Genomic DNA, 11506 nt, shown 5'->3' with positions numbered 1-11506 from the left:
CAATAATATAGACACTGCAAATACATTCCCTCTCCTACATAGGTTAAATATATATGGCGAAGAATATTAAGAAATCATCTAAAAGCGTTTCGCATCTCGCTGCAAAAATTCTCAACGATCCGAAAGCTTCTGTCATTGAGAAAAGCCTGGCAGGTTCTGTACTTTCACAGTCTGGAACCGAAAATCAGACCGGTGAAAATCTGCAAACTATCGCATCAGCTGCTTTGAAAAATCCAAGATCAAGTGAGGTAACACAAACACTTGCAGGCTCAGTTGTTTCACAGTCTACAAAAGACCGTTAAGTTTCTGAATGCCGAGGATTTATGCCTCGGCTACTGGAAAAGTTAGCCCCTTGTTACCTTTGGTAAATCGCTCGTAAATTTATATTAAAAATCAACGCCCGAAAATCGTCGTCTTATATTGACGAGATCCTCTATGCTTTTCTCACCAATTCTGACTGTGAGTTAAATCATGCTTTTTGATTTACCTGATGATGACGTGCTTTATTGCGCACTGATTGCACGTGATCCAGCCTATGATGGCTTTGCATTTGTGGGTGTTAAAAGTACCGGTATTTTTTGTCGTTTGACCTGCCCAGCTCGTAAACCAAAACGTGAAAACTCGGTATTTTACTCCTCGATAGTCGGTGCAATGGAAGCTGGGTATCGGCCCTGTAAGCGCTGTAGCCCTTTGATGCCAAATGGACTAAAAGAAGCGTTGGTCATCAAACTTCTGGCGGCGCTTGAAGATTCACCCGATAGAAAATGGGCCGAGGAAGATGTGCAGGCCTTAAACGTAGACCCCTCAACGGTTCGTCGCGCCTTTAAACGTCACTTCGGTATCACATTTCTTGAAATGGCGAGACTGCGCAGGCTGGGGAAAGGGGTCGATGCCTTGACCCGTGGCAATCAGGTGATTGATGCTCAGCTCGATGCAAACTATGGGTCCGCCAGCGGATTTAGATCAGCGATAATCCGCCAAATCGGCCTAAGCCCATCGCATGCCAGAAAGCATCATTTTTTGAATGCCGACTGGCTGGATACGCCAATTGGCACAATGCTGGCTATCGCGGATAAGCAGGCTTTATATTTGCTTGAGTTTATCGATCGCCCCGCTTTACCGAGAGAAATTGATAAACTGAAACAACAGACTGCATCCGAAATTATATTTGGCAGCACGAGACCACTTGAACAACTAAAGCATGAACTTGCCGATTATTTCTCAGGAAAAAATCTGACTTTTAAGACCAAATTGGTTGAATTCGGCTCGATATTTACCAGAAAAGTTTGGGATGCGCTAAGAGCTATTCCAGTGGGTGAGCTGCGTAGCTACTCGGCTCTTGCACGAGACATTGGCCAATCCTCAGCCTCGCGCGCCGTCGCCAGAGCCAATGGGGCTAATCAGATTTCGATTTTAATCCCCTGCCATCGCATTATAGCGGCCGATGGTTCATTAACAGGCTACGGCGGTGGCCTGTGGCGAAAGCAGTGGTTGATTGAACATGAAAGAAGAATGCGTTTGAATAACTCCTCCGTCGACTTATTGGATAAATAATCGAGACTATTGTTAGCTAAAAAGGGTTCACCGATGTTTTCACACATAACATTAGGCGTTAACGATTTTGAACAAGCCTTCTCCTTCTATAGCGCGGTGTTGACTCCGCTTGGCCTGAAGCTGCGTTTTTGCGATCGCAACATCCCCTGGGCTGCTTGGCAGCCCGCCGATGCCGATCGGCCGCTGTTAATTATCACTCGTCCTCAAAACAAGCAAAATGCGACTGCAGGAAACGGCCAAATGACCGCTTTTCTTGCGTCATCGCGTGCCCTGATAGATCACATTTATAAAACGGCGATAGCATCGGGCGGCGAATGTGAAGGAAAACCGGGCCTGCGTCCGGACTATCACGCAAACTATTATGGCGCTTATTTCCGTGACCCCGAGGGTAACAAGCTGCACGTTTGCTGCCACAATGCTGAATAAAGCCACGCTAGTCCCTCCTATATCATTCATTTAGATGAACAATGTCACGGGGGATTCACTTGACCTTTACTCTGGCTCAGCGCCATTATCGGTACAGAATTTACTGATAAAGTACTGGCAGAGGTGAGGATGGATAAGTATCAGTTACAAATGACCGATGTCGTTGATGATGAAATAAAAAAGGTCATCGGCGATGGGCTTGACAGGTTTAATGTCGACACCGCCGGCATTCAGGATAGACAGTCACTGGCCATTGTTGTTAAAGATCCTGAGACAGGAAAAGTGTTGGGCGGCATGCTCGGGCGATCTTCCCTCGGCCTGCTGTTTGTCGAACTGTTTTACCTTCCCAGCGAGCTGAGAGGATCGGGCCTAGGCTCCAAAATTCTGCGGCAATTTGAGCAGGAGGGCGCGAAACGCGGATGCACAGCAGCGGTACTCTATACTCTCAGTTTCCAAGCCCCCGATTTTTATACCAAGCACGGCTGGCAGCGCTTTGGTGAAGTTCCTTGCCTGCCAACTGGCAGCAGCAGGGTGTTTATGAGTAAAGCTTTGCTGCCGCAATAACTGGCTTGAGTCTACAAAATATCGCCGCGTTTTGACGAGACTACCCTCTAGGATTTAACGGCTTGACGAGAGTCTGTAAGACAGCCAGATCTTAATGATCCCGCCAAAGCATCTCAACACAGTCAAGATCGGCTTGTGCAGAGTGAGAGAAATATTTTCCACACGTCACTACGCTGAATCCCTGTTTTTCGTAAAACCCCACCGCATTCGGCGTAGATGATAAGGTCAGTTGTCTGATATTCAGGCTTCTGGCCTGCTGCTTTATGGCCGAAATAATAGCCGCCGCCAAGCCTTTGCCCTGATACTCTGGCAGGGTAAAAATAGCCTCAACATTACCCGTCATTAAGTCCAGATATCCGCACGCACAGGGCACTGTTCCCTCAGATGCATCAATGAGGAAAACCTGATTTTCTGTGATGACCTTTCTCATTCCTTCTGGCATGAGTTCGGGTGTAAAGGCGCTCAGGGTTGACGGATCATAAACCTCAGCACAGCCATGGCGCAGCGCACGATTGCGTAATTGCCATAATCCCGGCGCATCTTGTTGTTTTGCAGTTCTGATCTTCATAAATTATCCCCTTAGGTATTCAGAGAAAGACTCCCTGCATTTCACTCCCCACCCTATATTCCCCCTGTTCTATCACCTCGGGTTGGAGCAATAAACTGTTTTTATTTACTGTGTTTTGAAAGCATCGCCACTCAGGTATTCTCAGATGAAATTTTAAAGATAGGTTGTATCTTACTCAGATCGGCCATCATTTTACCCTGAGGATTTTCTGATGAAAAAAAGCGCGTTATTAACCCTGCTGGCTCTGGCCTCATTTAGCTCTCTCGCCAATGCAGAATCAGTTTTGCGCTTCGGTGTTGACCCAACGTTTGCCCCTTTTGAAACCAAGGCAGCAGACGGCAGCCTAGTAGGTTTTGACGTCGATTTGGGCAATGCCATCTGTCAGGAGTTAAAGGTGAAATGCCAGTGGGTTGAAACCGGCTTTGACAGCATCATCCCAGCTCTGGATGCTAAAAAGTTTGATGCGGTGTTATCCGCCATGTCCGTCACGCCAAAACGCCAGGCTCAGGTTGATTTCTCCGACATGCTTTACCATATTCCAAGCGTCTTGGTGGCTAAAAAGGGCAGCGGTATCTTGCCCACTCCAGAATCTTTAAAGGGTAAATCTATCGGCGTAGCGCAGGGCACCATTCAGGAAGCCTATGCTCAAGCGCTATGGCAGAGCAAAGGGATTAACGTTGTGTCCTATCAGAATCAGGATTTAGTCAATCAGGATCTGCAGTCTGGCCGCGTCGATGCCACTCTGACGAATGCCGCGGCGGCACAGTCGGGCTTCCTCGATACCGCCGCCGGTAAGGATTTTGCCTTTAGCGGCGAGATGCTGAACGACCCGAAATATCTGGGTGCCGGTACGGCCATTGGTCTGCGTAAGGGCGACAAAGTGCACTTGGATATGATTAACAAGGCACTGGTCGCTATTCATCAGAACGGTACTTTTGAAAAAATTGAGAAAAAATACTTCAGCTTTGAAGTCTATAACAAAAAGTCTTAAAGACGATTGGCCAGCCTGAGGCTGGCCGAACAATAAATAGATAAAACAAGGAAAGACTGATGCTGCAAGGTTACGCGCGACTCCCGGATTACACCGTTCAACGTGAAAGTTTTCTTGCAGCCGCAGAAGCGGCAGGTGCCAAGGTTACACACTATCCCCACCCCTTAAAGGGCCCGTCAGGTGAAGCATTAGCAACCGATGTCGCCATTCTCGGTAACCCGCTTTCCTCACGTTTATTGGTGATAGTGTCAGGCACCCACGGGGTCGAAGGCTATTATGGATCGCAAAGCCAAATTGACTGGCTGAAAATGAACTCTGCCGATCCCCTGCCCGCCGATACCGCCGTAGTGATGATCCACTTGATCAATCCGTGGGGAACCGCGCATCTCCGCCGAGTTAACGAAGACAACATGGATCTGAATCGAAACTTTGTAGATTTTAGTCAACCGCTGCCAGCCAATGCGAAATATGAAGATTTACATGATATTTATCTGAGTAAAGATCTGCATGGCCCACAGCGCGCCGCGGCAGATGATTTGATGGATAAATATTCGCAGGGATCAGGCTGGAATGAGGTAAAGAAAATTGTGGAAGCCGGGCAATACCTTCACCCTGACGGTATTTTCTTTGGCGGTCAGCAGCCGAGTTGGTCAAACTGCACGCTGCTAAAAATTATCCAGACCCATCTGTCTCACGCAAAAAATATTATCAGTTTTGATTTGCATACCGGTGCCGGGGCCTATGGTCATCCGATGCTGATGGCTATCGCGCAAAAAGCCTATCCGGCATTACAGCAGGCGCGTGACGTATTTGGCCCGTGGCTGTACGTTCTGATAACCGGCAAGAATAGGGGTAGCGACACAGGCGTAACCGCTACGGCAACCGGCTACCTGTCTCAATTTATGCTCAATAATTTGCCAGATGCACAGTTGATTCAGTTGGTGATTGAGTGTGGAACCTATGACGGGGAAACGATGCATCATCTGGTGCGCGATGACCACTGGCTGCATCTTTATGGCGATCCGCAGAGCGCGCAGGGCAAAAAAATCAAGAGTGAACTGTTTGAAGGATTTTACCCGCAGGATAAAGACTGGCAGCAGTTGGTGCAGTTGCGAACTCAACAGATTTTTAATCGCGCCTTCAGCGCGCTGCCAACACTCTAGCAAATAATAACAGCAGGATGCTGATTCACTCGACGTAGAACCCGCATCCTTTTTTTATAGACGGTTAAATACGCCCGTAAAAAGTCATTCTAGCGGTTTCTGACAGCGAAATATCAGGCTGAGAATTATAAGCTAGCACCACCAGCATGCGCGTGGTGTCTCCCTCTGTCGGGGTAACGCGATGAATGGCATTACGACCGCGGAACAGCACCAAATCACCCGCTTCGATACCCAGTTTTTTCGGCTCCGTTTCTTTATTCAGCAACTTCTCGACGCCGGCATAGTTCATATCGCCCGCATCCGCATCGCGCAGGTTCTCAACGTACTCAAACACGCCGCCTGCCTGCGGTTTCTGAATCAGCAAGGTGATGGCAAATGAGGAGTTATCAAAATGCCAGCCCAGCTCCTGGCCTTCACTGGCGTAGTGCAAATTGATAGAAGAAAGCTTATCGGCGTACGGATAAAGCTGCTTTTCTCCCAGCACGGTACACAGAAACGCTTGAAAATCCGCAGAATCATACAAAGCCCGCAGCGCCGAGTTCTGCGGGATCTCTTCATCTGTAATGCAGCCTTTCGAGGAAACAATCTGCCGGTTGCGCGGATGCGTTGGCGGCAGTTCAACATCAGGCTTCTGTAGGTACACATTGTGGTTACTGCTGGTGTAATAGGCCAGATGACGATTTTCATCGCCTTCCAGCTTAATGGCGGTCAATGCTGGCGGGCTAAGGAAATGATGCAAGACCAGCGCGCCCTTTTCATCCAGGGTGCGTTTACACTGGGATAAAAAATTCGCATCCAAAATCGGATTAGCCGCCAAATTTACGATCGTATCGAGTTCTTGCATCATGGCCTCAGGAATTAATCAGAAAAAAATCACTTGCTTCCACTTTAACCAATCAAGTAATCGCTGGGAAATGAAAGTTACCATCCCTGAGCAGGCAAACGTGAGTTAAGCCCCTGCGGTCTATTTTTGGGTTCAATCACCACGTTGCGAAAGGAGACGGTTCCCGAAGTAGACATGACTTCGCTGGAAGTAATGCCGCTAAAAACAGAGTCTGAAAAATGGATATTGTCTATTTCGGCCCCCTTAAATGAGGCGATATACATCACTCTTGGACTGCTATTGCTGGTGACTTGCTCAATATACACGTTGCGGACTACCGGTTTATAAGGCCCTTTCTCACCTTCCTCATACAAGAAGTCGACAGTCAATATTGCCTCGCTAACCTGACCGACGCGAATATTACGCATAAAAACATTCTCTAGTTTACCGCCGCGTACTGCATTGTTTTTAAAGCGTAATACTCTGTCCAAATGTGGACTATCCATTTCACAGTCTTCAACAAATACATTGTAGATATTCCCCGAGCACTCACTACCAAGCACCACGCCACCGTGTCCGTCCAACATTTTACAACCGCGAATAACAATGTTGATTGACGGCGTATTGACTCGGCGACCGTCGTTGTTTTTGCCAGATTTGATGGCAATACAGTCATCCCCAGTATCGAAAACACAGTTTTCAATTAATACATCACGGCAACATTCGGGATCACATCCGTCGTTATTTGGCCCGTGTGAATGAATTTGAACGCCGCGAATAGTGATATTCTCGCTAAGGACAGGATGCAGTTCCCACATCGGTGAATTAATGATCGTAATATCTTCAATCAAAACGTTTTTACAATGATAAGGCTGAATGAAATTAGGCCGTAAAAAATGTCCAAGACCAAACACCCGTTCGGCTACCGACGTTCCCTGTTCCCCCATCTGCATCAGTTTTTTCATGTCGCTGTATTGCTTAACCTGCGTGCCATCGGCCTGTTTCCAAGCCCACCAGTTCTCTTTGTTGGCCTGCCCGTCGAGCGTTCCTTTGCCGGTAATGGCAATATTTTCGGCATCAATGGCGTAAATGAGCGGGGAAAAATTCATGCATTCAATGCCTTCCCAACGCGTAAGCACGTTAGGGTACTTCTGAGGATCGGTGAAAAACTTTAAGGTAGCACCGTCGGCGAGGTGCAGATTCACCCCGCTTTTTAACCAGATTGGGCCCGTATAAAAAATACCCTGCGGAATAACAACCCGCCCACCGCCAGCCTGATGGCAGGCTTCGATAGCCTGCTTAATTGCCTGTGAGGCATCCTCTCCCGATCGTTTAACACCGAAATCGGCGATCGTAAAATCTCGATGTGGAAACTTAGGCGCTTTTATTCGAGCCAAAATCGGCGGTAAATCGTGCCATCCCTGTGCCATAGAATGCGGAATAGATACTGAATTTTCGGCTGATTGTGAACGCGAAGGCGGCGGAGATGTTGCCTCGGCGGCCAGCGTGCTTCGCGGCAGCATTATCGGCCCAAGCGTTAGGGTAGCGGCCCCCCACTGCAGTAGATGACGACGAGACAGAGGAGAAGTCTGCTGTTTTTTATCTTCAATGTTTTGATTTTCCATTGCTCACTCCCACGCTAAAAAACCATTACCCCCCAAAGATATCACACAGGTTTGGTTGATAATTAGCTTAAATATCATCAAAAAGTAAAAGTTGTTATACAACATTGCGGGGTCAGTGGATGAAAAATAGACGAAGGTTGTGATTGCACTCGCAATTTGTAGGGAACCTGCACTAATGCCGAAAGTGGCATGATGCCAGGTGATGGCGGTTGCGATAGATAGCGACTTCTGATTTTATATTCACCATGTAAAACGCATCTTGTTCAAACACAACGGGAAAACGATGACTACCCTTAATCATTTTGGACAGCCGATTGGTGATGAAGTCTCCGGCTGGAAAACGCGTCCACTCCCTGAGCGCATTACGCTGGAAGGACAATATTGCCGTCTCGAACCGCTAGACGTTAATAAGCACAGCGAGTCACTGTTTGACGCATGGCACAGCATTGATGACGATCGCGACTGGACCTATTTCTCAATCGATCGTCCGGCTACCCAGCACGACTGTGACACCTACATCACCAAGATTTCCAGTTTGAAAGATCCGCTCTATTTCGCCGTGATTGACAAGGCAACTCTGCGCGCGATTGGCGGCGTCTCGTTAATGCGCCTTGATCCGGTAAACGGTGTGGCAGAAATCGGTTGGGTAAACTGGTCACCCCTGATGAAGCGCTCGCGATTTGGAACCGAAGCAATTTACCTGCTGCTTACCTATCTGTTTGATAAATTGGGCTATCGCCGCTGTGAATGGAAATGCAACAGCCTGAATGAAGCCTCCAATCTTGCGGCTAAACGTTTTGGTTTTCAGTTTGAAGGTACTTTCCGGCAGGCAATGCTCACTAAAGGTCATAATCGCGATACCTGCTGGTATTCGATGCTCGACGGTGAGTGGGCGCCCATCAGAACGGCGTTTCAGCACTGGCTTAACGCCGAGAACTTTACGCCTGAAGGTGAGCAAAAACAAAAACTTGAAAGTTTCAGAGTGGCGATTAAATAAATCAGCAGGGCTGCCATGCTGGAAAATCAGCGGCTACGTGCCCTGCTCTTTTTCCAGCAGGCACTTTTTCCTTTCGACTCCCCAGCGATAGCCTGAAAGCGCACCATTATTTTTTATTACCCGATGACAAGGTATGGCAACGGCCAGTAAATTGGCCGCGCAGGCGCCCGCAACGGCACGTACCGCTTTGGGCGAACCGATTCTTTCAGCCACTTCAGCGTAACTCAACGTTTCTCCGACAGGAATAGCGCGCAGCGCATGCCAAACTCGCTGTTGGAATGCCGTACCGCGAATATCCAAAGGCAGCTTCAGGCTGGTACCCGGTTGATCCACGAAACCGACCACGGTGGCGATTCTTTTTTCAAAATTCTCATCATTACCGGTAAGTTGCGCATGAGGAAAATTATCCTGCAGACTTTCGATCAGCGCCTGTGGATTGTCTCCTAACAGGATCGCACAGATCCCACGAGCACTTTCTGCCACTAAAATATCACCGAGCGAACATCGTCCCACAGCAAACCACACCGCCATGCCTTTGCCTCCGGCGCGAAAGGCCTTGGGCGTCATGCCGAGGCTGGCCGGTGAGGAGGCATAAAAATTGCCGTTTGAAGCATAGCCCGCATCAAGAATGGCCGAGGTGATCGATGGACTTTCTACCAGTTTCTCTCGAACTCGCTGCTGTCTTTTGGCTACCGCGTAGGCACGCGGAGTGAGTCCGGTAAAAGTCTTGAACAGGCGATGAAAATGATAAGCACTGAGGCCCACCTGCTGGGCAATCTGCTCCAGCGTTGGCGTTTTTTCACAACTCTCAAGTAGACGACAGGCCTGCTCAACCTGCGCACTGTGCTGCTCGAGCAAAGACTTGCGCCCCTGACGACAGCGTTTGCAGGCGCGATATCCTGCATTTTCAGCCTGAACGGCGTCGGTAAAATACTCCACGTTGTCACGATTGGGCATTCGTGACGGGCATGAGGGTGCGCAGTAAATTCCGGTCGTTTTAACGGCGTAAACAAAATCACCATCAGCCTTGGCGTCGCGGCTGATAATCGCCTGCCAGCAGGCTTCGTCGTCGGTATTATATTTATCATGCTTCATGGTCAATCTCTCTCACTGGCTCAATACACTGAGCCTAAAAGCTTTGCGTGTTGATAACACTCCACGGCTTGCTTTTTCATTCCGCGACTGGATGCTCAGGCGTTGACAAAATCAGCTGATAAAATGCCAAATCCAGCCAGCGATCAAACTTATAGGCGGCCTGCTTGATAATCCCCGCCTCAATGAATCCAGCTTGGGTATGCAGTGCAATGCTGGCGGCATTAGTCGCGTCAATTCCGCCAATCAGCGTGTGAACCTGTCGCCGTTTTGCCTCTTCAATGATGGCATCAAGTAAAACTTTCCCCAACCCCTGACCGCGATGCTGTGGGTGAATATAAATCGAGTGCTCAACGGAATACTTATAAGCAGGCCAAGCGCGGAAAGTCCCATAGCTGGCGAATCCGAGCAGTTTGCCTTGACTATTTTCTAATCCAATCACCGGAAAATTGCCATTGCGCTTAGCGGCAAACCACGGTCCCATACTTCCTATATCACGCTCACGGTAGTCATAAAGCGCCGTTGAGTTAAGGATAGCCTCGTTGAAGATCTCGAGTATAGCGCCACCGTGTCGAGATTCAGTGCAGTCGATCTGATTCATAACGATCCCCTCTTGTTAAACTTAATTCCAATATAGTAGAATTAATTCCATGAAAGTAAACAGGGCAACAAAAAAATGTCAATCGATGAAGTCATTGCAAAGCGCCTTCTTGCTTTGCGCAAGAGTAAGGGCCTGAATCTAGAGCAGTTAGCCGAGCTTTCCGAGGTAAGCAAAGCAATGATTTCCAAAATTGAACGCCAAGAGAGCAGTCCTAGCGCGACAATCCTCGGCAGGCTGGCCGCCGGGCTTGGCGTGTCGGTTACGCAGCTGTTATCTGACGACAGCGACAGACCAAAACATTTTATGCGCCGTGATGAACAGGCGGTTTGGCGCGATCCCGACATCGGTTATTTACGCCGCCAAGTATTGCCACCCGAGGCGCAAACAGCTCTTGAGATGATTGAAGTGACTCTGCCAGCCAAGTCTCGGGTGAGTTATCCAAGCTGGGGAAACAGACCGTATAAGCAGCGCCTGTGGCTAGTTGAGGGTGAGTTGACGGTGCATTATGGCGAAAATTGCTATTCGTTATTGCCCGGCGATGTGCTGGTTTTTGGCGTTGATTTACCTGTCACTTTTGATAACGTCGATGCACAACCCTGTCGATATCTGCTAGTGATTAACCAAGGATAAGGAAATACACGTGCTCACTATCAATCTCACCACCTTGCAGGACCCGCAGTTTATTAAATTAGTCAGTCAGTTGGATGCCTACCAGAGTGTGTTATATCCAGCCGAAAGTGATTACAGCATTCCGCTCGAGGAGATGGCAAATAATGAACATTACCCATTTATCGCCGACATTGAGGGCGTGGGCGTCGGTTGCGGCTGTTTATATATTGGCGACAACGGGCTGGCGGAAATTAAGCGGGTTTACGTCAATCCGCAGTTTCGCGGACAACGTATTGCCGAACAGTTGATGACGGCAGTTGAAGCCCAGGCGCGACGGCTGCGGCTGCCGCGCCTTTATCTGGAAACCGGCGTTGATCATCAGGCGGCGATCGGCCTTTATCAAAAATGTGGTTTTATGATCACCGAGCGTTTTGGCGACTATCTCGACGATCCGCTGAGCGTTTTTATGCTTAAAGACTTGCAGTAATCATCG

General features: G+C 48.6%; 14 protein-coding genes. 9 read left to right on the top strand and 5 right to left on the bottom strand.

Translation table 11 applies throughout. The features are described 5' to 3' along the window. The first annotated feature begins 53 nt into the window (after nucleotides 1–53). The 4 genes from BS639_RS14665 (at nucleotide 54) to BS639_RS14650 (ending at nucleotide 2544) form a co-directional block, all read left to right on the top strand. A complete protein-coding gene (locus BS639_RS14665; protein ID WP_055776494.1) occupies nucleotides 54–302 on the top strand; it encodes a hypothetical protein in 249 nt (82 codons plus the stop codon). 169 nt (nucleotides 303–471) lie between these two features. Then, the gene (locus BS639_RS14660; RefSeq protein WP_084983467.1) at nucleotides 472–1554 is read left to right on the top strand and encodes a bifunctional transcriptional activator/DNA repair enzyme AdaA; all 1083 of its coding nucleotides are present in this window, start codon (nucleotides 472–474) and stop codon (nucleotides 1552–1554) included. Nucleotides 1555–1587: 33 nt separating this feature from the next. Further along, entirely contained in the window at nucleotides 1588–1980 is a 393-nt protein-coding gene (locus tag BS639_RS14655) for a VOC family protein (protein ID WP_055776488.1), read from the top strand. A 129-nt stretch (nucleotides 1981–2109) separates the two neighbouring features. Further along, nucleotides 2110–2544 carry a GNAT family N-acetyltransferase gene (locus BS639_RS14650; RefSeq protein WP_055776485.1) on the top strand — a complete coding sequence of 145 codons (435 nt, stop codon included), beginning with the start codon at nucleotides 2110–2112 and terminating at the stop codon, nucleotides 2542–2544. Nucleotides 2545–2635: 91 nt separating this feature from the next. Here BS639_RS14650 and BS639_RS14645 read toward each other — a convergent pair whose 3' ends face one another. Continuing rightward, nucleotides 2636–3112, bottom strand: a complete 477-nt coding sequence (locus BS639_RS14645) for a GNAT family N-acetyltransferase (RefSeq protein ID WP_084983466.1) — start codon at nucleotides 3110–3112, stop codon at nucleotides 2636–2638. Nucleotides 3113–3323: 211 nt separating this feature from the next. On the opposite strand from BS639_RS14645, the gene BS639_RS14640 reads away from it, so the two are divergent. Together BS639_RS14640 and BS639_RS14635 are read left to right on the top strand one after the other, a co-directional pair. Then, the gene (locus BS639_RS14640) at nucleotides 3324–4103 is read left to right on the top strand and encodes an ABC transporter substrate-binding protein (RefSeq protein WP_055776481.1); all 780 of its coding nucleotides are present in this window, start codon (nucleotides 3324–3326) and stop codon (nucleotides 4101–4103) included. 59 nt (nucleotides 4104–4162) lie between these two features. Beyond that, complete coding sequence (locus BS639_RS14635; protein WP_084983465.1) at nucleotides 4163–5266, top strand: DUF2817 domain-containing protein; 1104 nt, start codon at nucleotides 4163–4165, stop codon at nucleotides 5264–5266. A gap of 64 nt (nucleotides 5267–5330) precedes the next feature. Here BS639_RS14635 and BS639_RS14630 read toward each other — a convergent pair whose 3' ends face one another. Next, complete coding sequence (locus BS639_RS14630; protein ID WP_084983464.1) at nucleotides 5331–6110, bottom strand: HalD/BesD family halogenase; 780 nt, start codon at nucleotides 6108–6110, stop codon at nucleotides 5331–5333. 77 nt (nucleotides 6111–6187) lie between these two features. Then, a complete protein-coding gene (locus tag BS639_RS14625; protein ID WP_084983463.1) occupies nucleotides 6188–7714 on the bottom strand; it encodes a glycoside hydrolase family 28 protein in 1527 nt (508 codons plus the stop codon). A gap of 283 nt (nucleotides 7715–7997) precedes the next feature. Here BS639_RS14625 and BS639_RS14620 point away from each other — a divergent pair, with 283 nt between their 5' ends. Then, complete coding sequence (locus BS639_RS14620) at nucleotides 7998–8711, top strand: GNAT family N-acetyltransferase (protein WP_084983462.1); 714 nt, start codon at nucleotides 7998–8000, stop codon at nucleotides 8709–8711. Nucleotides 8712–8744: 33 nt separating this feature from the next. Here BS639_RS14620 and ada read toward each other — a convergent pair whose 3' ends face one another. Together ada and BS639_RS14610 are read right to left on the bottom strand one after the other, a co-directional pair. Continuing rightward, nucleotides 8745–9806: a bifunctional DNA-binding transcriptional regulator/O6-methylguanine-DNA methyltransferase Ada gene (gene ada, locus BS639_RS14615; RefSeq protein ID WP_084983461.1), complete on the bottom strand. Its 1062-nt coding sequence runs from the start codon at nucleotides 9804–9806 to the stop codon at nucleotides 8745–8747. 76 nt (nucleotides 9807–9882) lie between these two features. Then, nucleotides 9883–10404, bottom strand: coding sequence for a GNAT family N-acetyltransferase (locus tag BS639_RS14610; protein WP_084983460.1), 522 nt, complete (start codon nucleotides 10402–10404; stop codon nucleotides 9883–9885). A gap of 75 nt (nucleotides 10405–10479) precedes the next feature. Between BS639_RS14610 and BS639_RS14605 the strand changes: the two genes are divergently transcribed. Beyond that, on the top strand, nucleotides 10480–11034 hold the full coding sequence (locus tag BS639_RS14605; RefSeq protein ID WP_084983459.1) for a helix-turn-helix domain-containing protein: 555 nt from the start codon (nucleotides 10480–10482) through the stop codon (nucleotides 11032–11034). 10 nt (nucleotides 11035–11044) lie between these two features. Next, on the top strand, nucleotides 11045–11500 hold the full coding sequence (locus tag BS639_RS14600; protein WP_233427679.1) for a GNAT family N-acetyltransferase: 456 nt from the start codon (nucleotides 11045–11047) through the stop codon (nucleotides 11498–11500). The last annotated feature ends 6 nt before the right edge of the window (nucleotides 11501–11506 follow it).

This window comes from Rouxiella silvae (assembly GCF_002093625.1).
In the GTDB taxonomy this organism is placed as follows: Bacteria; Pseudomonadota; Gammaproteobacteria; order Enterobacterales; family Enterobacteriaceae; genus Rouxiella; species Rouxiella silvae.
The sequence above is the reverse complement of the archived record's forward strand: the minus strand, read 5'-3'. Positions and strand labels throughout refer to the sequence as shown.

What these genes read in the sequence shown, in the direction of transcription:
- BS639_RS14640 (WP_055776481.1), top strand. Translation starts at nt 3,324, where the DNA reads ATGAAAAAAAGCGCGTTATTAACCCTGCTGGCTCTGGCCTCATTTAGC.
- BS639_RS14620 (WP_084983462.1), top strand. Translation starts at nt 7,998, where the DNA reads ATGACTACCCTTAATCATTTTGGACAGCCGATTGGTGATGAAGTCTCC.
- BS639_RS14645 (WP_084983466.1), bottom strand. Translation starts at nt 3,112, where the DNA reads ATGAAGATCAGAACTGCAAAACAACAAGATGCGCCGGGATTATGGCAA.
- ada (WP_084983461.1), bottom strand. Translation starts at nt 9,806, where the DNA reads ATGAAGCATGATAAATATAATACCGACGACGAAGCCTGCTGGCAGGCG.
- BS639_RS14610 (WP_084983460.1), bottom strand. Translation starts at nt 10,404, where the DNA reads ATGAATCAGATCGACTGCACTGAATCTCGACACGGTGGCGCTATACTC.
- BS639_RS14635 (WP_084983465.1), top strand. Translation starts at nt 4,163, where the DNA reads ATGCTGCAAGGTTACGCGCGACTCCCGGATTACACCGTTCAACGTGAA.
- BS639_RS14660 (WP_084983467.1), top strand. Translation starts at nt 472, where the DNA reads ATGCTTTTTGATTTACCTGATGATGACGTGCTTTATTGCGCACTGATT.
- BS639_RS14665 (WP_055776494.1), top strand. Translation starts at nt 54, where the DNA reads ATGGCGAAGAATATTAAGAAATCATCTAAAAGCGTTTCGCATCTCGCT.
- BS639_RS14625 (WP_084983463.1), bottom strand. Translation starts at nt 7,714, where the DNA reads ATGGAAAATCAAAACATTGAAGATAAAAAACAGCAGACTTCTCCTCTG.
- BS639_RS14630 (WP_084983464.1), bottom strand. Translation starts at nt 6,110, where the DNA reads ATGCAAGAACTCGATACGATCGTAAATTTGGCGGCTAATCCGATTTTG.
- BS639_RS14650 (WP_055776485.1), top strand. Translation starts at nt 2,110, where the DNA reads ATGGATAAGTATCAGTTACAAATGACCGATGTCGTTGATGATGAAATA.
- BS639_RS14655 (WP_055776488.1), top strand. Translation starts at nt 1,588, where the DNA reads ATGTTTTCACACATAACATTAGGCGTTAACGATTTTGAACAAGCCTTC.
- BS639_RS14605 (WP_084983459.1), top strand. Translation starts at nt 10,480, where the DNA reads ATGTCAATCGATGAAGTCATTGCAAAGCGCCTTCTTGCTTTGCGCAAG.